Annotated in this window: 15 protein-coding genes; 11 read left to right on the top strand and 4 right to left on the bottom strand. The window is 65.7% G+C overall.

The window, feature by feature from the left end; translation table 11 throughout:
• Window positions 1-819: 819 nt before the first annotated feature.
• Window positions 820-3,192 carry a GspE/PulE family protein gene (locus tag G3574_RS05225; protein ID WP_163960943.1) on the bottom strand — a complete coding sequence of 791 codons (2,373 nt, stop codon included), beginning with the start codon at window positions 3,190-3,192 and terminating at the stop codon, window positions 820-822.
• A gap of 313 nt (window positions 3,193-3,505) precedes the next feature.
• Between G3574_RS05225 and G3574_RS05220 the strand changes: the two genes are divergently transcribed.
• From G3574_RS05220 to G3574_RS05205, 4 genes are all read left to right on the top strand, one after another.
• A complete protein-coding gene (locus G3574_RS05220) occupies window positions 3,506-4,276 on the top strand; it encodes an MBL fold metallo-hydrolase (RefSeq protein WP_163960942.1) in 771 nt (256 codons plus the stop codon).
• A 28-nt stretch (window positions 4,277-4,304) separates the two neighbouring features.
• On the top strand, window positions 4,305-5,933 hold the full coding sequence (locus tag G3574_RS05215; protein WP_235953034.1) for an HD family phosphohydrolase: 1,629 nt from the start codon (window positions 4,305-4,307) through the stop codon (window positions 5,931-5,933).
• A gap of 12 nt (window positions 5,934-5,945) precedes the next feature.
• On the top strand, window positions 5,946-8,237 hold the full coding sequence (locus G3574_RS05210) for a CHASE2 domain-containing protein (protein WP_163960940.1): 2,292 nt from the start codon (window positions 5,946-5,948) through the stop codon (window positions 8,235-8,237).
• A 126-nt stretch (window positions 8,238-8,363) separates the two neighbouring features.
• Window positions 8,364-10,040 (top strand): N,N-dimethylformamidase beta subunit family domain-containing protein, encoded by a 1,677-nt coding sequence (locus G3574_RS05205; protein ID WP_163960939.1) that lies wholly within the window; start codon window positions 8,364-8,366, stop codon window positions 10,038-10,040.
• Window positions 10,041-10,066: 26 nt separating this feature from the next.
• Here G3574_RS05205 and G3574_RS05200 read toward each other — a convergent pair whose 3' ends face one another.
• Window positions 10,067-10,885 (bottom strand): metal-dependent hydrolase, encoded by an 819-nt coding sequence (locus tag G3574_RS05200; protein WP_163960938.1) that lies wholly within the window; start codon window positions 10,883-10,885, stop codon window positions 10,067-10,069.
• 169 nt (window positions 10,886-11,054) lie between these two features.
• Between G3574_RS05200 and G3574_RS05195 the strand changes: the two genes are divergently transcribed.
• The 7 genes from G3574_RS05195 to G3574_RS05165 all read left to right on the top strand — a co-directional run bounded on the left by G3574_RS05195 (window position 11,055) and on the right by G3574_RS05165 (window position 18,336).
• Window positions 11,055-11,654: a TetR/AcrR family transcriptional regulator gene (locus G3574_RS05195; RefSeq protein ID WP_205609665.1), complete on the top strand. Its 600-nt coding sequence runs from the start codon at window positions 11,055-11,057 to the stop codon at window positions 11,652-11,654.
• A gap of 148 nt (window positions 11,655-11,802) precedes the next feature.
• Window positions 11,803-12,672 carry an FAS1-like dehydratase domain-containing protein gene (locus G3574_RS05190; RefSeq protein WP_163960937.1) on the top strand — a complete coding sequence of 290 codons (870 nt, stop codon included), beginning with the start codon at window positions 11,803-11,805 and terminating at the stop codon, window positions 12,670-12,672.
• A gap of 12 nt (window positions 12,673-12,684) precedes the next feature.
• Window positions 12,685-13,845: an acyl-CoA dehydrogenase family protein gene (locus G3574_RS05185; protein WP_163960936.1), complete on the top strand. Its 1,161-nt coding sequence runs from the start codon at window positions 12,685-12,687 to the stop codon at window positions 13,843-13,845.
• 9 nt (window positions 13,846-13,854) lie between these two features.
• On the top strand, window positions 13,855-15,033 hold the full coding sequence (locus G3574_RS05180) for a CaiB/BaiF CoA transferase family protein (RefSeq protein ID WP_163960935.1): 1,179 nt from the start codon (window positions 13,855-13,857) through the stop codon (window positions 15,031-15,033).
• A 21-nt stretch (window positions 15,034-15,054) separates the two neighbouring features.
• On the top strand, window positions 15,055-16,416 hold the full coding sequence (locus tag G3574_RS05175) for an MmgE/PrpD family protein (protein WP_163960934.1): 1,362 nt from the start codon (window positions 15,055-15,057) through the stop codon (window positions 16,414-16,416).
• A 1-nt stretch (window position 16,417) separates the two neighbouring features.
• Window positions 16,418-17,272: an HpcH/HpaI aldolase/citrate lyase family protein gene (locus G3574_RS05170; protein WP_163960933.1), complete on the top strand. Its 855-nt coding sequence runs from the start codon at window positions 16,418-16,420 to the stop codon at window positions 17,270-17,272.
• A gap of 59 nt (window positions 17,273-17,331) precedes the next feature.
• Window positions 17,332-18,336 carry a TRAP transporter substrate-binding protein gene (locus tag G3574_RS05165; RefSeq protein WP_163960932.1) on the top strand — a complete coding sequence of 335 codons (1,005 nt, stop codon included), beginning with the start codon at window positions 17,332-17,334 and terminating at the stop codon, window positions 18,334-18,336.
• Between the two features lie 49 nt (window positions 18,337-18,385).
• Here G3574_RS05165 and G3574_RS05160 read toward each other — a convergent pair whose 3' ends face one another.
• Window positions 18,386-19,300, bottom strand: a complete 915-nt coding sequence (locus G3574_RS05160) for a LysR substrate-binding domain-containing protein (RefSeq protein WP_163960931.1) — start codon at window positions 19,298-19,300, stop codon at window positions 18,386-18,388.
• Window positions 19,301-19,453: 153 nt separating this feature from the next.
• The gene (gene sodB / locus G3574_RS05155) at window positions 19,454-20,032 is read right to left on the bottom strand and encodes a superoxide dismutase [Fe] (protein ID WP_163960930.1); all 579 of its coding nucleotides are present in this window, start codon (window positions 20,030-20,032) and stop codon (window positions 19,454-19,456) included.
• Window positions 20,033-20,142 lie beyond the last annotated feature (110 nt).

Below are 20,142 nucleotides of genomic sequence, written 5' to 3'. Positions count from 1 at the left end.
TGGGGTTTCCACTCCGTGGGGCGTAGCCGGGATTGGCCCTTACCCTGCTGCCGCCCTCCCTTTCGGCGACGTCAGAAGGGACGCCGCAGGCTCGCCTTCGGCATCGCGTTACGGCGAATGATGACTGCGGCGACCGCCACCGCCACTACATCCGCGCCTTGACTACCAAGCTCCCTCCCTTTCAAGGGGAGGGCTAGGGTGGGGATGGGTTTCCGGTGCGAGCAAAGAACAGCGTTGACCTCGCCAGCGAAATAAATACTGTTCTCTACATGCGGCCGAAACCCATCCCCACCCTAGCCCTCCACCTCGGCGGCCCCCCTTGAAAGGGAGGGAACAATCCGGAGGGTGCTTGAAAGGCAGTAGGCATTGGCACGATTGCGGATTCCTGCTCCCCGCCGTCGGAACAGGCTCGAGCCATGCCGATGCGGCAGGAGGTCGAGCCACCATCTGCCGTTCAGGTGATTACTACCGCGGAGAACGGCATCCCCTCAACCCATCGGACGAGGTCACCCGAAGTGACTCCCACATGGGTGTTGGAGCAGCTTTCTTTGGGTACTTTCGTAGGGCCCGCCTAGGGTCTGCTGATAAAGAAAGTACCTGGGCCGCCGGGACCAGCCCCGGCAAGCCCCCACGGAGTGGGAACCGCAACCGGTTCACTGGAGAGAACCCCGCAATGGGTCTCCCGTCTTCGCGGGAATGACGGCGCGTTTTTGGGACGACGTCGAGCTATGGGGATAACAAAGGCGGGCGCGGACAAGACGGCAGGTAGGAACGACAACCACAGCCGATAGTGACAGCAACCGCCACTACCGCCCCCGCTCACTTGATACACACCGCCCGCACCTGCTTCACATCCGTAATCCCCGACAACACCTTCTCGATCCCATCCATCTTCAGCGTCAGCATCCCATCCTCCAGCGCGCTGGCCAGGAGCACCGCCACCCGGCTGTGCTCCTGGATCAGCCGCTTGAGCCTGTCGGTCCCGATCATCAATTCATGCAACCCGACGCGTCCCTTGTACCCCTGGTTGCATTGATCGCAGCCCACCGCGCGGTAGAGCGTGAACTTGCCATGCGCATCGCCATGGCGCCGTTTCCATCCGGCGAGAACATCCGTGCGCGCCGCGTCCGCGTCCGACCTGAACGACTCGGTGCCGCGCAATTCCTCGCAGTATTCCGCCAGCAGCAGTTCGAGTTCTTCCGCGGTCGGCTCGTACGCCTGCCTGCAGTGGGAACACAGGCGCTTGGCGAGACGCTGGGCGAGCACGCCGAGCAGGGCGTCGGCGAAGTTGAACGGGTCCATGCCCATGTCCAGCAGTCGCACGATCGATTCCGGCGCGCTGTTGGTGTGGAGGGTGGAAAAGACGAGGTGGCCGGTGAGCGAGGCTTCGATGCCCATGGCCACGGTTTCCTTGTCGCGCATTTCGCCGACCATGATGACGTCCGGGTCGGCGCGCAGGAAGGCGCGCATGGCGGTGGCGAAGTCGAGGCCGCTCTTGCGGTTGACCTGCACCTGGCGCAAGCCACGTTGCGTGATCTCGACCGGGTCTTCCGCGGTCCAGATCTTGGTGTCGGGCGTGTTCAGGTAGTGCAGCACCGAGTGCAGGGTGGTGGTCTTGCCGGAGCCGGTGGGACCGCAGACGAAGAACAGGCCATAGGGCTTGGTGACGGTGTTCTTCAGGCGCTCGAGGTTGTGCGGCAGCACGCCAAGCTTTTCGAGCGGGATGGGTTCGCCGGCGGCCAGGATGCGCATGACGATGTCTTCCACGCCGCCCGCCGAGGGAATCGTGGCGACCCGCAGCTCGATGTCGAGCGGCGCGAACTTCTTGAACCGGATCTTCCCGTCCTGCGGCTTGCGGCGCTCCGAGATGTCGAGCTCGCACATGATCTTGATGCGCGCGGCAAGGGCGTTGCGGTAGCTCGCCGGCACCTCGATGTAGTTTTCCAGCGAGCCGTCCTTGCGGAAGCGGATGACGGTCTTTTCCTTGCCGGGACGGGGCTCGATGTGAATGTCGGACGCGCCGGCGCGGTAGGCGTCGATGATGATCTTGTTGACCAGCTTGACGAGTTCGTTCTCGGCCGCGGCGGACAGGTCGGCTTCGGAAATGTCGGTGCCGTCGTCATCGTCGTCGTCGAGGCCGGACAGGAGGTCGACGACGGTTTCCAGGCTGCTCTCCGCGCCGAAGAACTGGTCGAGCGTCTGCCGGAACTCGGCATGGGTGGTGACGCGGTAGGCCAGCCTGGCCTTGGGGAAGATGGTGTTGATGACGCGCGCGTTGCTCACCTGCTCGGGATCGGTGGCGAGGATCACCATGCCTTCCGGGCCGTCCTCGATGGGCAGCCACTGGCTTTGCTCCATGAATTCCCGCTTGAGGTTCTTCAGCAGGTCGGAGGGCCTCACCCGGTCCTGGCGGAACGGTTCGTAGGGCAGGCCGAAGAAGCGCGACAGGGCCACGCCGATCCAGGCGAGCTTGACCTGGAACTCCTCGACCAGGTGGTCTTCCACCAGCCTGCCGGAATTCCTCGCGGCGCGCGTGGCTTCCTCGAGTTCGCCGGCGGACAGGACGGCGTCGGAGACGAGCTGGTGGTACTTGGACCGCAGCAGCGGCGCCGGACGCAGGCGCTGGGTGTAGGCGATGGCGAGCGTCTTGCACAATTCGCGGATGCCTTCCTCGAGCACCGCCGGGAAGGTGTCGCCGTCGCGGTGGTTGATGAGCTGGACCACGCCGAGCAACTCGCCCCTGGCTTCGTCGACGATGGGACCGACCAGCATCTGCTTGGTGCGGTATCCGGTGCGCTTGTCGACCTCGCGCAGGAAATGCAGCTTCGGCGAATGCGCCTTGAGCTCCTGCTCGTCGTAGACGTCGCGGATGTTGACCGCCCGCCGCACCAGGGCGACGTAGCCGGCCACGCTCTGGTCGGAGATGGGCAGCTTGAGCTGGTTGACGGAATTCAGTCCGGTCTTGATCTTGGAAACGATCGAGGCCTTGTCCTCGGCCAGGGCGTAGATCGTCAGGCGGTCGGCGTCGAACAGGTCGCAGATGTCCTGCGACAGGTCGAGCATGATCTCGTCGACGTTGGCCGTGGAGTGAATCTTGTTGGTGACCGCCTGCAGCTTCCTGAGGAAGTCCAGCCGCGACGCGACTTCATCCTGGGAGCCTGCCGGCGTCTGGGTGCCGAGAACCGCGCTCATCGTGTGTTATCCATCTGTCATGGGAAGCGGAGCAGGGCGTCCCGGCCGGCCGGATGCGCCTTCCTGATCCATTCCCGATTATATAAGTCGCGTTGCAAATAAGTGTCATCGGGGATGCGGAATATTTGCGGATCGGTTTGGCTGCGCCGAAAACGGGAAGGCAGGCAGCCGCAAGCCCCGTGTTTCAGTCTACAATTCGGAAAAACAACGGGAGGCTAGGAAAACGGCGCAAGACCGGCGGGAACGGCTTCGTTCGAAGCGGCGCTCGGTGCTGTCACGCGTTCCTCGCCCCGTTCTGAAACGGATCGGGATCATGAAGCTTCACATACTCGGCTGCGCGGGCGGCATCGGCGGCCACCAGCGGTTCACCACCTGCCTGCGGCTCGACCACGACATCCTGTTCGACGCGGGCACCGGCATCACCAATCTCGACATCGACGAGCTGGTGCGCATCGATCATGTCTTCGTGACGCATGCCCATCTCGACCACGTGGCCGGGCTGGCGCTGCTGGTGGACGCGGTGCGGGGCAAGCGGTCCGGGCCGGTGACGGTGCATGCCTCGGAACAGGTGATCGAGGCGCTGAAGACTTCGCTCTTCAACTGGGTCCTGTGGCCGGACTTCACCGCCATCCCCAGCGCCGAGGATCCGACCTGCCGCCTGCAGCCCTTCCGTCCCGGCGACCGCATCGAACTCGGCGGCCGCGTGGTCACGCCGCACGCCGTGCGCCATTCCCGCGGATCCATGGCCTACCACGTGGACAACGGCCGCGACGGCTTCGTGTTCTCGGGCGACATGTGCAGCACCCCCGAACTGTGGCAGGCGCTCGCGGCGCAGCCGCGCCTGAGCCGGGTGATCGTCGATTGCTCCTTCCCGAACGCCGAGCTCGAGCTTGCCAACCTGTCCATGCATTTCTGCCCGCGCACCCTGCTCGACGACATCGCCGGCGTCCCGCGGGCGGTCGAGTTCCTGATCTACCACCTCAAGCCAGGCCAGGAAGACCAGATCATGGACGAGCTGCGCGGCGATGCCGGCGGCCGGCCGTTCCGCGCCTTGCGCGGCGGCGACGTCTTCGATTTCGAATGAACGCCCAACGTCCCGCCGGAGCCGCCCCTTGAGCGACCTTACCCATGCCGAGGTCGCCCAGCGCCTCGAACGCCTGACCGAACTGAGCGTCGAGCTCAGCGCCAACACCAATACCGCCGCGCTGCTGGAACGCATCCTGAGGGCGGCCAAGGACATGACCCGCGCCGACGGCGGTACGTTGTACCGCGTCACCCGCGACCGCTGCGCGCTTAGCTTCTGCATCTCGATCAACGATACCCTTGGCATGTACCTGGGCGGGCAGGGCGGCGAACCCGTCACATTGCCGGACATTCCCCTGTCCACCGCGTCCGGCGCGCCCAACATGGCCGCGGTGGCGGCCTACGCCGCCAATACCGGCGTCTCGGTCAACATCCCGGATGTCTACCAGGCCGAGGGCTTCAACTTCTCGGGCATGCGCCAGTTCGACGTTGCGCACGGCTACCATTCGCAATCCTTCCTGACCGTGCCGATGCGCGACCATGAGGGCGCGCTGACCGGCGTGCTGCAGCTGATCAATGCCCGGGACAAGCGCTCCGGCGCGATCCAGGCCTTCAGCGAGTCCGACCAGCGCCTGATCGAGGCGCTGGCCTCGCAGGCCGCGATCGCCATCACCAACCAGTCGCTGATCAAGACGCTGGAAGAACTGTTCGAGGCCTTCGTCAAGCTGATCAACATCGGCATCGATGAAAAATCGCCGCACACCGGACGCCACTGCGAGCACGTTCCGGAGCTGACCATGATGCTGGCCCAGGCGGTGCACGAGACCGCGAACGGGCCGTTCGCCGCCTTCAGCATGAGCGACCGCGACCGCAAGGCCTTGTGGATCGCCGGCCTGCTGCACGACTGCGGCAAGATCACGACGCCGGTGCACGTGGTCGAGAAGGCGACCAAGCTGGAAACGATCTTCGACCGCATCCACCTGGTCGACGCCCGTTTCGAAGTGCTCAAGCGCGATGCCGAGATCCAGTCGCTCAAGGACAAGCTCGCCGCCGGCAACGATGCCAGGCGCCACGCCGAGATCAACCAGCTGCTGTCCGCGCGCCTCGCCGGGCTGGACGAGGACCGCGCCTTCCTGCGGCGCGCCAACGTGGGCGGCGAATTCATGCGGCCGGAAGACCAGGAAAGGGTGAGGCAGATCGCGCGCCATCGCTGGATCGCGCCGGACGGCAACGAACGCGACCTGCTCGACGCCGAGGAAGTGGCGAACCTCACCATCCGCGCCGGCACGCTCAACGAGGCCGAGCGCGAGATCATCAACAACCATATCTCGGTCACCATCCGCATGCTCGAGTCGCTGCCCTGGCCGCGGCACCTGGAACTCGTTCCGGAGTATGCCGGCGGCCATCACGAGCGCATGGACGGCAACGGCTATCCGCGCGGCCTGCGCGGCGAGCAGATGTCGGTGCAGGCCCGCATCATGGCCATCGCCGACATCTTCGAGGCCCTGACCGCCAAGGACCGCCCCTACAAGAAGGGCAACACCCTGTCCGAGTCGCTCGTCATCCTCGGCGGCTTCCGCCAACGCAATCACATCGACCCCGACCTGTTCGACATCTTCGTCCGGCAGAAGGTCTACCTGCAGTACGCGAAAAAATTCATGGACCCGTCCCAGATCGACGAGGTCGACGAATCCCTCATTCCCGGCTACCGTCCCTAGCGCCCGGCGACCATGAAGCTGACGCGACTGATCCTGCCGGGGCGGCTGTCGAGGAAGTACGGGGCGCAGTGGGCCGTCGCGGCCGGGCTGACCCTGCTTGCCTGCCTCTACATCAAGGAAGAGATCGGTTCGCGCATCGTCGACAGGCTGGAAGTCTTCGCCTACGATTCGCGGATCCGGGCCCAGCATGGCGAACTCGATCCGCGCGTGGTGATCGTCGACATCGACGAGAAAAGCATCGGCGAGGTCGGGCGCTGGCCGTGGAGCCGCGACGTGCTCGCCGACCTCGTCGGCAAGCTCGACGACAAATACCATGTGAGCTCGGTCGGTTTCGACGTCACCTTTCCCGAACCGGACAACAGCGCCGGCTTCGCCACCCTGCAGACGATCGCCCAGCGCGAATTCGGCGACATCCCGCGTTTCGCCCAGCGGCTCGACAAGATCCGTCCGCAGTTCGACTTCGACGCGCGGTTCGCCCAAGCCCTGGCCGAGCGTCCGGCGGTGCTGGGGTATTTCTTCTCGAACGAGGAACGCGACGTCAACAAGGGCATGCTGCCCCGGCCGGCGTTCACCACGGCGGCGCTGGGCGGCCAGGACCTGGACGCCCAGGAGTACCGCAAATACACGGGCAACCTGCCCCTGCTGCAGCAGTCCGCGCGGGCCGGCGGCTTCATCAACCCCTGGCCGGATGACGATGGCATCATTCGGCGCCTGCCCTTGCTGGTGCGGCATGGCGACGGGTATTACGAATCGCTCGCCTTCTCCACCGTTCGCATGGCGCTGGGGGCGAGCCGGGTCAAGCCGGTCTTCTACACCGCCGAGGAACTGCACCTCGACGCGGCGTCGGCACGCGCCTACGGCGCGCTGAAGGGGCTCGAGCTCAACACCAAACCCCGGCCGATGATGATTCCCCTGGACCGCGACCTGAGCATGCTCGTGAACTACCGCGGCACCGGCGGCCCGGCGGGCGGGCAATACCGCTATGTCTCGGCAGTGGACGTGCTCAAGGAGCGGCTGCCGGTGGATGTCCTGGCGGACAACATCGTACTGGTCGGCACGACGTCGGCGGGCCTGAAGGATTTGCGCGTATCGCCGACCAATGTCGATTATCCCGGCGTCGAGATGCACGCCAACATAATTTCTTCCATCCTTGACGGCGTCTACAAGCAGCAGCCGGACTTCCACTACGCGGTGCAGCTGGCTTATGCGGTCGGCCTTGGCCTGGCGCTGGGCCTGCTGCTGCCGGCCCTGGCACCGCTGGCGTCCATCGCCGTTTCGCTGGCCGCGGGCGGGGCGGTGATCGCCAGCAACCTCTACATGTTCGAGACGCTCGACTATGTGATCCCGGTGGCGCCCGCGCTGCTGCTGGTCGCGGCGCTGTTCCTGTTCAACCTGGCCTGGGGCTACCTGTTCGAGTTCCGCAAGAGCCGCGCGATGGTCAGCCTGTTCGGCGAGTACGTCGCCCCCGAGCTGGTCGCGGAAATGGCGGAAAGCCCGGCGAGCTACAGCATGGAAGGCGAGACCCGCGAGCTCACCGTGCTGTTCTGCGACGTGCGCGGCTTCACCACGATTTCGGAAGGCCTCGACGCCAACGCGCTGCGCGAGTACATCAACCTCTACCTGACCGCCATGTCGGAAGACATCCGCGGCAACCGGGGCACGCTGGACAAGTACATCGGCGATGCCGTCATGGCATTCTGGGGCGCGCCCGTGCGGCTGCCCGACCACGCCAGCCGCGCCGTCGCCACCGCCCTCAAGATGCTCGAATCCGCGGCCAGGCTGGACGCCGATTTCCGCGCCCGCGGCTGGCCCGCGCTCAACATCGGCATCGGCCTCAACACCGGCGAGATGCGGGTGGGCGACATGGGTTCGCGCATCCGGCGCGCCTATACGGTGATGGGCGACGCGGTCAACCTCGGCTCGCGGCTCGAAGGCATCACCAAGGAATACGGCGTCGGGCTGTTGGTGGGCGAGGCGACCCGGCTGGCCGCGCCGGGCTTTGTGTACCGCGAACTCGACCGCGTGCGGGTCAAGGGCAAGAACGAGCCGGTGCCCATCTACGAACCCGTCGGTCGGTCCGGCGATGTCAATGAAACGATGCAGGCCGAGATCGGGCGCTGGCACGAGGCGCTGGCCATGGTTCGCGCGCAGCAGTGGGATGCGGCGGAAGGCCTGCTGCAGGAGCTGCTAAGGCAAGCGCCGGAGCGCCGCCTTTACCAGCTTTACCTCGGGCGCGTGCGCCGCTACCGCGAGCAGCCGCCGGGCGAAGGCTGGGACGGCGTGACCACCTTCGACACCAAGTGACACCGATGACATCAATCTGGCGAAGCGCGCCATCGCTCGCCGTTGAAACCGATCAAAGCGGGGAACATCGCCGGCGCTAGACTCTGTGAGCAAACAACCTGCCGTTCGCTCGACAGATAACAACAAATGGCCCGCTATTCCCGACGACGCTTTCTCTCGCTTCTCTCCGCCATGGCGGCCACCGCCTGCGGCGGCGGCGGTGGCGACAAGACACCCGCCAGCGTAGTGGCGCCGGCATTCGACGCACCGCGGCCGAGCCCGCCTGCTCCGTCGCCTTCACCCGCACCATCGCCAGCGCCCACGCCTTCGCCTTCGCCCGCCCCAACGCCGGCACCCACCCCTGCACCTGCGCCGGCGCCGAGCGGCAACGCCATCCAGCGCGAGAACGCCAAGGGCCGCGACGAGGGCGTGACCGAGGACTGGCTGATCGCGGACGCCAACACTGCCTCGGCCGGCGAGATCGAGGGGTATGCATCGGCGGCCAGCGTGGCGCGCGGCGACTCCATCCAGTTGTATGTCAATACCGCCGAGCCGCAGTACACGTTGGCGGTGTACCGCATCGGCTGGTATGGCGGCAGCGGCGGCCGTCTCGTCGCCGGCCCGGTCACGCGGCAGGGACGCCGCCAGCCGGCGCCGTCGGCGGACCTGTCCACGCGGCTCGTGGAATGCCAGTGGGTCGATCCCTACGTGCTCGACATTCCCCGCAATCCCGATGATCCGACCGACTGGGCCAGCGGCGTCTACCTCGTCAAGCTTACCGCCGGGCGCAGCCGCAAGCAGAGCTACATCATCTTTACCGTGCGCGACGATGAGCGAGATGCCGCCGCGCTGGTGCAGTCGGGCGTGACGACCTACGCCGCCTACAACAACTGGGGCGGTTACTGTCTCTACGTTTCCTATTCGCTCAACGGCAAGGCGGCCTACAAGGTGTCCCTCAACCGGCCGTACCGCAATCCCATGCGGCCCTTCAACGGCAAGGGCGCCGGCGACTTCCTCAGCTGGGAAATCATGCTGGTGCGCTATCTTGAACGCGAGGGCGTCGACGTCAAGTACTGTACCAACATCGATACCGACGCCAATCCCGCCATGCTGCGGCGGTCGCGCGCCTTCATCTCCGCCGGCCACGACGAATACTGGACGCTCGCCATGCGCGATGCAATCGAGGGCGCGCGCGACGCCGGCGTCAACCTCGCCTTCCTCGGCGCGAACGCCGGGTACTGGCAGGTCCGCCTGGAAGCGGGCGGCGACGGCGCCCAGGGACGCACGGTGGTCTGCTACAAGTATGATGCGCCGGTGGCCGATCCGCTGTATGGCAGCAGGCCCACACTCGCGACCGAACTGTGGAGGAGCGGGCGCCCAGGCCGGCCCGCGCGCCCGGAAGCGGCGCTCGTGGGCGTGATGTACGACTACAACTCCGTCGATCTCGACATGGTCATGGACGACTGTTCCGGCTGGATCTGCGAAGGCTCTGGTTTGCGCAAGGGCTCGGTGCTGCGCGGATTGCTGGGCTATGAAGTCGACCGCATCGATCCTGCAAGCTCGCCGCCGAACCTGCAGGTGCTCGCGTCTTCTCCCTACGAGGTGCGGTCGCCGTCCTGCCCGGGCGCGGGATGCCCGGTGCTCGAGGTCAGGCGTTCGAGCATGGTGTACTACACCGCGGACAGCGGCGCGGGCGTGTTCTCCACCGGGTCCATCCAGTGGCATTGGGGACTGGATGATTTCGGCGAAGCGGCGGGGAGGGCGAACCCGGCGGCGCAGCGCATGATGAAGAACGTAATGGACCGCTTCACCAGGGCGCATTGACCGCGCCGGGCGGCCCGCGTTTAAACCTACCGTCCCACCAGCGAGTATTGCCCGGCGTTGTCCGCCAGCCATTGCGCGGAGTGTCGGTTCTCCTGCTGCGCGGGATGGAAATCGGCGCGGAAGTAGTCCCGCCATGCGCCATAGGCCTGGCGCAGCAAGCCGCGCCTCCCCAGCAGGTAGGCGGCGCCGCTCTTCCAGGTGCTCCAGCGCCAGAGCGTGCCGTCGCGACGCAGGTTATTGACCGTCTGGCGCAAGGCATCGCTCAGGAAGATCCACGTCACGCGCCGGAACCACGCAAGCCGCCAGCTTTCGCTGCCGCCGAGCGCGCGATACAGCTCGAACGCGGTGCTCTTGTGTTCCGACTCCTCGGCGCTGTGCCACAGCCACATGGTCTTCAGGCGCGGTTCGGCGCCATCCAGCAGGTCGTGGTTGGCCAGCATCCATTCGGCGAAGATGGCGGTGAAGTGCTCGTTGGCGGCGGTGATCGCAAGCGCATGCCGCGGGTCGGTGCCTTCGAGCAGGGCCATGCGCTTCTGCGCCCGCGGCGCCCAGGCGTTGACCAGGCCCTGTTTTTCCAGGTGCGCGTTGAACAGGCCGTGGATGCGGCGATGCGTCGCTTCCTGGCCGATGAATCCCTGCACTTCCTGCCTGTAGCTTTCCTGCTGCTCCAGAGGCAGCGCCTTGTAGCCGTTCCTTACCGAATCGATGAAGAATTGCTCGCCCACCGGGAAGCTCATCGACAGGGCATTGAAGAACGCCGTGCGGAACGCATCGCCGCCGAACCAATGGCGTCCGAGCGGGGTGTCGAGGTCGATCAGCAGGCGGCGTACGACGAGTTCGGTCATGGCGGTCTCCGTGAAAACCCGTTTGGGCTATCTTGAATGAAACAAAACATTGGTACGACACCGTACCATGGCATCATATTGGAAGCGTTCCGTGGTACTGTCAAGTACCAATCGTGAACATGGCCGACCGGCGCCTTGCCTTTGCAACGCCACTCTTTCCAGCCCGAACATGAACCATCCGACCACGCCTACAGCCTTGCACGCAAGCATCGCCAGCCATCGCCAGCGCTTGCTGGATGGCATGAGCAAGGCCGTCGCCGTGAAGGGCTATGCCGACGCCACGATCGCGGACATCGTCCGGGAGGCGGCCGTTTCCCGCCGTACCTTCTACGAGCATTTCCAGACCAAGGCCGAATGTCTCATCGCCCTGTACGAGGCCGCCAGCCGCAATGCGCTCGACGTGCTGCGGCAAGCCATTGATCCGGCCCGGGACTGGCACGGGCAGGTCGAGCAGGCACTGTCGGCCTACTTCTCCTGCCTGTCGCAGAATCCTGTCCTGCTGCGAACGCTGTTCATCGAGATCCTCGGCCTGGGAGCGCCAGGCCTCGCCGCGCGCCGGCGCATGAACACCGAAATCGCCAACTTCATGCTGCAGGTCGTGAATGGCAATCCCGACCTGGATCCCGGCAAGGCCCTGAGCGCGGAGATGGCGATGGCCGTGGTCGGCGGCATCAACGAGCTCGTGCTGCAGGCGATCGAAGATGGACGGGAATCTTCGCTGCGCGAGCTGGTGGCCCCCTCCGTGCAGCTGGTCAGATCGGTCGCCTGACGCTGGCTGAATGCAAGGCGCAGGCAGGGCCGAAGCAGCGGCCGGCCTGCCGATGGTGCCGAAGCCCCCCTTCGGAAAATCCGCATTGCGAGGCCCATCGCGCTGCGGGAAACTGGGCACCAACCTTGCAATTCTTGCTCCAAGCCAGATGGAAAACACTGCAATCGACCTGCCCCTGCTGCGGCAATGGATAGACAAGTCCGAACAGCACCATGACCTGATCCATCCCGGGATGGCCGCCGCCTTGTCCGCGGTGCTCGACCGCAACCAGGCGCCCGCGCCCGGCGAGGCCCTGCCGCCGCTCTGGCACTGGATCTATTTCTGGTCCGTGCATCCGCAATCCGAAGTCGGGCCCGACGGACACGCGAAACGCGGCGGCTTCCTGCCGCCCGTGCCCTTGCCGCGCCGCATGTGGGCCGGCGGCCGACTGCGCTTCGAGGCGCCGCTGCCTGTCGGCGCGCAGGCGACGCGCACCTCGCGCATCATGAAGGTCGATGCGAAGGAAGGACGCACCGGCTCGCTGGCCTTCGTTACCGTTAAGCATGAAATCGCCAGCAATGGCGTCGTTGCCGTCACCGAGGAACACGACATCGTCTACCGCGACATGCCGGCGCCGGGCAGCGCCGCGGCAACGACAAAGGCTGGGGCGCCGGCGCCGCAGACAGCCACCTGGACCCGCCTCGTCAAGCCCGACCCGGTGCTGCTGTTCCGCTATTCCGCGCTGACCTTCAACGGCCACCGCATCCATTACGACCGCAGCTACGTCACCGAAGTCGAAGGCTATCCCGGCCTGATCGTGCACGGTCCGCTGATCGCCACCATGCTGGCCGACCTGCTGCATCGCCATCTTCCGAATGCCCGGCTGGCGGAATTCAATTTCCGCGCGGTCGGGCCGCTGTTCGACATCGAGCCCTTCGAGGTCTGCGGCGAACCTTCCCCCGACGGCCGCAGCGTAAAGCTGTGGGCCGCCAACCTGCGCGGCGAACTCGCCATGCAGGCCGATGCCATCCTTTCCTGATCTGGAGAATCCATGCAAGTGCAGCACGATGCTTACCAGGACATCCGCGATGCCGTGCGGAGCCTGTGCGCCGAATTCCCCGCCGATTACTTCCGCCGCATCGACGAGGCGCGCGGCTATCCCGAGGAATTCGTCGATGCCCTCACCAAGGCCGGCTGGCTGGCCGCGCTGATTCCGCAGGAGTACGGCGGTTCCGGCCTCGGCCTGACCGAGGCCTCGATCATCATGGAAGAGATCAACCGCGCCGGCGGCAACTCCGGCGCCTGCCACGGCCAGATGTACAACATGGGCACGCTGCTGCGCCACGGCTCCGAAGCGCAGAAGCGCGCCTACCTGCCGAAGATTGCCAGCGGCGAGCTGCGCCTGCAATCGATGGCGGTCACCGAGCCCACCACCGGCACCGACACCACGAAGATCAAGACAACCGCGGTGAAGAAGGGCGACCGCTACGTCATCAACGGCCAGAAGGTCTGGATCTCGCGCGTGCAGCACTCCGACCTGATGATCCTGCTGGCGCGCACCACGCCGCTGGCCGAGGTCAAGAAGAAGTCCGAAGGCATGTCGATCTTCCTGGTCGACCTGCACCAGGCCATCGGCAAGGGCATGGCGGTGCGCCCCATCATCAACATGGTCAACCACGAGACCAACGAGCTTTTCTTCGAGAACCTGGAAATCCCCGAGGAAAACCTCATCGGCGAAGAGGGCAAGGGCTTCAAGTACATCCTCGACGGCCTCAATGCCGAACGCACGCTTATCGCCGCCGAGTGCATCGGAGACGGCTACTGGTTCATCGACAAGGTCACGAAGTACGTCAACGAGCGCGTGGTGTTCGGCCGTCCCATCGGCCAGAACCAAGGCGTGCAGTTTCCCATCGCCAAGGCCTACGTCAATATCGAGGCCGCCAGCCTGATGCGCTACAAGGCATGCGAGCTTTTCGACGCCCACCAGCCCTGCGGCGCGCAGGCCAACATGGCGAAGATGCTGGCCGCCGATGCGTCCTGGGAAGCGGCCAACGCCTGCCTGCAGTTCCACGGCGGCTTCGGCTTCGCGCACGAGTACGACGTCGAGCGCAAGTTCCGCGAGACCCGGCTCTACCAGGTGGCGCCGATCTCCACCAACCTGATCCTGTCCTACGTGGCCGAGCACATCCTCGGCCTGCCCCGTTCATTCTGAGGAGCCGGCATGCGACCACTCGATGGCATCACCGTCGTCACGCTCGAGCACGCGATCGCCGCGCCGTTCTGCACCCGCCAGCTGGCCGACCTCGGCGCGCGCGTCATCAAGGTAGAGCGGCCGGGCGTGGGCGACTTCGCGCGCGCCTACGACGAACGGGTCAAGGGCATGGCCTCGCATTTCGTCTGGACCAACCGCTCCAAGGAAAGCCTCACGCTCGACGTCAAGCATGACGAGGCGGACAACATCCTGCACCGCCTGCTGGAGCAGGCCGACGTGCTGGTGCAGAACCTCGCGCCCGGCGCGGCGGCGCGCCTCGGGCTGTCCTGGGACGCGCTGAAGGAAAGGTATCCCCGCCTGATCGTGTGCGACATCTCGGGCTATGGCGCGGATGGCCCCTACCGCGACAAGAAGGCCTACGACCTGCTGATCCAGAGCGAATCCGGCTTCCTGTCCATCACCGGCACGCCCGACGACCCCGCCAAGGCCGGCTGCTCGATCGCCGACATCGCCGCCGGCATGTATGCCTACACGAACATCCTTGCCGCCCTGATCCAGCGCGGCAAGACCGGCAAGGGCTGCAGCATCGACGTGTCCATGCTGGAGAGCATGGTGGAGTGGATGAGCTATCCGCTGTACTACGCCTATGACGGCGCAACGCCGCCGCCGCGCGCCGGCGCCGCGCATGCCACCATCTATCCCTACGGGCCGTTCCCGGCCGGCGACGGCAAGACCGTCATGCTCGGCCTGCAGAACGAGCGCGAATGGGTGGCCTTCTGCGACAAGGTGCTCGGCCAGCCGGCGCTCGCCACCGACGAACGCTTCTGCTCGAATTCGCGGCGCAACGCCGCCCGCGCCGAGCTGCGCGCCATCATCGTCGAGGTCTTTTCCTCGCTCAGCGGCGAGCAGGTCATCGCCCGCCTCGACGAGGCGCAGATCGCCAACGCCCACCTGAACGACATGCACGACCTCTGGGACCATCCCCAGCTCAAGGCCCGGGAACGCTGGGTGCCGGTCGGCACGCCGGCCGGCCCGGTTCCCGCCCCCTTGCCCGCCGGCGCGGTCAACGCCTGGTCGGCGCGCATGGACCCCATTCCCGCGCTGGGCCAGCATACCGAGGCCATCCTCGGGTCGCTCGGCTATGACGGCGAGGCCATCGCCCGCCTGCGCCAGGAAAAAGCCATCTGATTTCTTTCGACGAATTCCGCCATGAACGATCATCCCAGCAAGACCCTCGCCACCTTCGCCGCGCAGCTGTGCTTCGAAGACATTCCCGACGCGGTGGTCCGCCGCGCCGAAGACCTTTTCCTCGACTGGTTCGGCTCGGCCGTCGCCGGCAAGGGCGCGCGCCCGGTCGAGACCATCGAACGCTTCGCCCGCGCCATGGGCCCGGGCGAGGGCAAGGCCGAGGTGCTTGTCTCCCGCCGCCGCACCACGCCGCTGTTCGCCGCCATGGTGAACGCGGCGGCTTCGCATTTTGCCGAACAGGACGACGTGCACAACGGCTCGGTGTTCCATCCGGCAGCGGTGGTGTTTCCGCCGGCGCTGGCGGTGGCCCAGGAACTTGGCCGCAGCGGCAAGGAATTCCTGGTGGCGGTGGTGGCCGGCTACGAGGTCGGCATCCGCATCGGCGAGTTCCTCGGCCGTTCGCACTACAAGGTCTTCCATACCACCGGCACGGTGGGCACGGTGGCCGCGGCCGCCGCGACCGGCCGCCTGCTCGGCCTGACGCCGGAACAGATGCTGGACGCCTTCGGGTCGGCCGGCACCCAGGCCGCGGGCCTGTGGGAATTCCTGCGCGACGCCGCCGACTCCAAGCAGCTGCACACCGCGCACGCGGCAGCGAGCGGGTTGATGGCAGCCTATCTCGCCCAGGACGGTTTTACCGGCGCCAAGCACATCCTGGAAGGCCCGCAGGGCATGGCCGCCGGCATGACGCGCGAGGCCGATCCGTCGCGCCTCACCGACCGTCTCGGCGAACGCTGGGCGCTGGCGGAGACCTCCTTCAAGTTCCACGCATCCTGCCGGCATACCCATCCGGCGGCCGATGCCTTGCTGCAGATCGTCAGCCAGCACAACCTGACGCCGCAGGACATCGCTTCCGTGCGGACGCTCGTGCACCAGGGCGCGATCGACGTGCTCGGGCCGGTGGTCGATCCGCGCACCGTGCACCAGGCGAAGTTTTCCATGGGCACGGTGCTGGGCCTGGTGGCGCAGTTCCACCGCGCCGGCATGAAGGAATTCGCCGATCATTTCAACGACCCGGGCATTGCGGGATTCCGCGGCAAGGTCAGCATGGAGCTCGACGAGGAAGTCGACCGCGCCTATCCCGCGCGCTGGATCGGCAAGGCCATCGTGCGCACCGTGGATGGCCGCGAATTCCACGGACGGGTCGACGAACCGAAGGGCGACCCGGGCAACACGCTGAGCCGCATGGAGCTCGAACAGAAGGTCATGCGCCTCGCCGACTTCAGCGGCGGCGCGACGCTGCAGGAAATGCAGCTCGCCTCCGAGCGGATCTGGAACCTGGCGAGCGACCGGCCGGTCGGCCATTTCCTTGTAGGCGGCTGACATGGCTGACCTGGCCGACTTGGCCAAGATCACGGCGCGCTCCTATCTCTTCGTGCCCGCCAGCCGCCCGGAGCGCTTCGAGCGCGCCTGCGCGGCCGGCGCCGACGCCGTCATCGTCGACCTGGAGGACGCAGTGCCGCCCGCCGGCAAGACGGCAGCGCGCGACGCGCTGCGCGCCTGGCTGTCGCCACGGCATGAAGTGCTGGTGCGCATCAATGCCGCCGACACGGAATGGTTCGAGAATGACCTTGCCTTGTGCGGCATGCCCGGCGTGGCCGGCGTGGTGCTGCCCAAGGCGGACAGCGCGGACGTCATCGGGCGGGTCGCGGCGGCGGGCTGCCGGCGCATCTATCCCCTCATGGAATCAGGCGCCGGATTCGCGCGGCTGCAGGAAGTGGCGGCGGCATCCGGCGTGCGGCGCCTAATGTTCGGCTCCATCGACCTGAAGCTGGACCTCGGCATCGAGGGCGACGACGAAGAGCTTGCCTTCTTCCGTTCGCAACTGGTGCTGGCGTCGCGGCTCGCGGGCCTCGCGCCGCCGGTGGACGGCGTCTGCACGGCCATCGATGCCGAGGAAGAGGTGCGCCGCGATACCCTGCGCGCACGCCGCTTCGGCTTCGGTGGCAAACTGTGCATCCATCCCAGGCAGATCGGGGCGGTGCATGCCGGCTTCGCGCCGACCGCGGAAGAAGCGGCCTGGGCCGTGCGCGTCCTGCAGGCCGCGCGCGACGCGCAGGGCGCCGCGGTGGCCCTCGACGGCAAGATGATCGACCGGCCGGTCATCCTGCGCGCGGAAAGGATCGCCGCAATGGCAGCACGCGATGCCGCTGGCGGCAAGGCAGGTGACGCAACGTAGCACCAAGCAAGACAATGACGGGACGCCGAGCCCGATCACTTCACAACAAAGGAGACATCATGAACCGCAGCATCGTCCATCTGGTCCTCGCGGCCGCCCTGGCTTGCACCGGCAGCGCCTTCGCACAGGCCCCCATCGTCATCAAGTTCAGCCACGTGGTCGCGCACGATACGCCGAAGGGCAAGGGCGCGGAACGCTTCAAGGAGCTGGCCGAGAAAGCCACCAACGGCCGGGTCAAGGTCGAGGTCTATCCCAACAGCACGCTCTACAAGGACAAGGAAGAGCTCGAGGCCCTGCAGCTCGGCGCGGTGCAGATGCTCGCGCCCTCGCTGGCCAAGTTCGGCCCACTGGGCGTGAAGGAATTCGAAGTCTTCGACCTGCCCTACATCTTCCCCAGCAAGGACGTGCTCTATCGCGTCACCGAAGGCCCGATCGGCAAGAACCTGTTCAAGAAGCTGGAATCGAAGGGCATCACCGGCCTGGCCTACTGGGACAACGGCTTCAAGGTCATGTCCGCCAACAAGCCGCTGCGCACGCCGGCCGACTTCAAGGGCCTGAAGATGCGCATCCAGTCTTCCAAGGTGCTCGACGCTCAGTTCCGCGCCCTCGGCGCCAACCCGCAGGTGATGGCGTTCTCCGAGGTGTACCAGGCACTGCAGACCGGCGTGGTCGACGGCACCGAGAACACGCCGTCGAACATCTACACCCAGAAGATGCATGAGGTGCAGACCAACCTGACCATGTCCAACCATGGCTACATCGGTTATGCGGTCATCGTGAACAAGAAGTTCTGGGACGGCCTGCCGCCCGACATCCGCACCGCGCTCGAAGGCGCGATGAAGGATGCCACCAAGTACACCAACGCCATCGCGCAGCAGGAAAACGACCAGGCGATGGAAGGCATCAAGAAGGCCGGCAAGACGACCATCTACCAGTTGAACGACGCCCAGCGCGAGGAATGGCGCAAGGCCATGCTGCCGGTGCAGAAGGAGATGGCCGGCCGCATCGGCGCCGACCTCGTGAACTCGGTGAACAAGGAATCCGCCGCGCTCGGCTTCAAGTAAGGCTCCACATCGCGCGCTCCTTCCCCAGGCCGGGAAGGGGCGCCGCCTGTCATTTCGCCGCGCCGCCGGCCGACCCCTTGCCCCAGCCCCGGATGCATTCGACCAGCTCGCGCGCGTAGCCGGGAAGCTGGTCGAGGTGCTGAACGATCACGCTGCGTTCCCGTACCGCCCATGGATCGTCGAGGTCGACCAGCGCGATCGCCATGGAGGCGCTCAGCCGCTGCGCCGCCGACTGCGGCAGGATGCCGATGCCCACTTTCGCCTCGATCATGCGGCACATCGCCTCGAAGCTGCGGACCTGGATGCGCAGCTTCAGCTGCTGCCGGCTCTCGGTCACGATGCGCTTGAGGAAGTGATGCAGGGTGCTGCCTTCGTGCAGCCCGATGTGGTCGAATTCCAGGGTGCTTGAGAATAGCACCGCGCCCTTGCCGGCGAGGGGATGGTTCGCGGGCGTCACCAGCACCAGGCGGTCGGTGGAAAAGTTCAGCACTTCCAGGCCCGGCACCTGCATGTCGCCGGCAATGATGCCGATGTCGGCGGTGCCTTCCTGCACGCCGCGCACGATGTCGTGGTTCAGCCTTTCTTCCAGCGCCACGTCCACCTGGGGATGCGACACCAGGAAATCGCCCAGCACTTCCGGCATGAATTCGGTCACGGCGGTGGTGTTGGCGAAGATGCGGATATGTCCCTTGATGCCGTTGTTGTACTGCTGCATGTCGGACTTCAGCCGCTCGACCTGCTGCATGAATTGCTGGGCATGCGCCAGCAGGGTTTCCCCGGCGGGCGACAGTTGCATGCCCTTGCTTTCGCGATACAGCAGGCGTACGCCGAACCGGGCCTCGAGTTCCTTGATGCGGCTGCTCGCCGCGCCGAGCGACAGGTGCAGGCGCTCGGCGGCGCGCGTCATGCTCTTGAGTTCGGCAATGGCGATGAACAGCCGCAGGTCGGTCAGATCGAACAGCATGGCAATGATGAGCAATATGGCAGGGAATGCCTATTGTACGTGGGGAAAGTGCTCGTCAGGCGATGAATGCGCCAGGAAAGAAAAAGCCCGCGCGCGGCGGGCCTTGTAAACCGCCGGTGCACGGGCAACGGCGGCTGTTGCGGCAAAGGAAAATCAGGCGAAGTTCTTGTTCACGAAATCCCAGTTGACCAGGTTCCAGAATGCCTCGAGGAATTTCGGGCGGGCATTGCGGTAGTCGATGTAGTAGGCATGTTCCCAGACGTCGGCGGTGAGCAGCGGCTTGTCGGCCGAGGTCAGCGGCGTGCCGGCGTTGGAGGTGTTGACGATGTCCACCGAGCCGTCCGCCTTCTTCACCAGCCAGGTCCAGCCGGAACCGAAATTACCGACGGCGGACTTGGTGAACTCTTCCTTGAACTTGTCGAAGGAACCGTACTTGGCGTTGATGGCATCGGCCACCGCGCCGGTCGGAGCGCCGCCGCCTTGCGGCTTCAGGCAGTTCCAGAAGAAGGTATGGTTCCACACCTGCGCGGAATTGTTGAACAGGCCGCCGGACGACTTCTTGATGATGTCTTCGAGCGACGCGTTTTCGAACTCGGTGCCCTTGATCAGGTTGTTCAGGTTGGTGACGTAGGTCTGGTGATGCTTGCCGTAGTGGAATTCCAGCGTTTCCTTGGACATGTGGGGCTGCAGCGCATCCATTGCATAGGGCAGGGGCGGGAGAGTGTGTTCCATCGTGGTTCCTTTCTGTTGTGTGCTGTCGATGCTCTTTTTGAAAGAACCCAATTGTATGTCGGAAGCGGATCGGCTGCATGGGCGCGGCCGCTTGCCTTGATCTCGGCGAA

The organism is Noviherbaspirillum galbum (genome assembly GCF_010974945.1).
Taxonomy (GTDB): domain Bacteria; phylum Pseudomonadota; class Gammaproteobacteria; order Burkholderiales; family Burkholderiaceae_D; genus Noviherbaspirillum; species Noviherbaspirillum galbum.
This window is presented reverse-complemented; position numbering and strand designations above follow the sequence as displayed.

Coding starts and splice junctions, on each gene's coding strand:
- G3574_RS05225 (WP_163960943.1), bottom strand. CDS start 3,192: ATGAGCGCGGTTCTCGGCACCCAGACGCCGGCAGGCTCCCAGGATGAA.
- G3574_RS05220 (WP_163960942.1), top strand. CDS start 3,506: ATGAAGCTTCACATACTCGGCTGCGCGGGCGGCATCGGCGGCCACCAG.
- G3574_RS05210 (WP_163960940.1), top strand. CDS start 5,946: ATGAAGCTGACGCGACTGATCCTGCCGGGGCGGCTGTCGAGGAAGTAC.
- G3574_RS05205 (WP_163960939.1), top strand. CDS start 8,364: ATGGCCCGCTATTCCCGACGACGCTTTCTCTCGCTTCTCTCCGCCATG.
- G3574_RS05200 (WP_163960938.1), bottom strand. CDS start 10,885: ATGACCGAACTCGTCGTACGCCGCCTGCTGATCGACCTCGACACCCCG.
- G3574_RS05195 (WP_205609665.1), top strand. CDS start 11,055: ATGAACCATCCGACCACGCCTACAGCCTTGCACGCAAGCATCGCCAGC.
- G3574_RS05190 (WP_163960937.1), top strand. CDS start 11,803: ATGGAAAACACTGCAATCGACCTGCCCCTGCTGCGGCAATGGATAGAC.
- G3574_RS05185 (WP_163960936.1), top strand. CDS start 12,685: ATGCAAGTGCAGCACGATGCTTACCAGGACATCCGCGATGCCGTGCGG.
- G3574_RS05180 (WP_163960935.1), top strand. CDS start 13,855: ATGCGACCACTCGATGGCATCACCGTCGTCACGCTCGAGCACGCGATC.
- G3574_RS05175 (WP_163960934.1), top strand. CDS start 15,055: ATGAACGATCATCCCAGCAAGACCCTCGCCACCTTCGCCGCGCAGCTG.
- G3574_RS05170 (WP_163960933.1), top strand. CDS start 16,418: ATGGCTGACCTGGCCGACTTGGCCAAGATCACGGCGCGCTCCTATCTC.
- G3574_RS05165 (WP_163960932.1), top strand. CDS start 17,332: ATGAACCGCAGCATCGTCCATCTGGTCCTCGCGGCCGCCCTGGCTTGC.
- G3574_RS05160 (WP_163960931.1), bottom strand. CDS start 19,300: ATGCTGTTCGATCTGACCGACCTGCGGCTGTTCATCGCCATTGCCGAA.
- sodB (WP_163960930.1), bottom strand. CDS start 20,032: ATGGAACACACTCTCCCGCCCCTGCCCTATGCAATGGATGCGCTGCAG.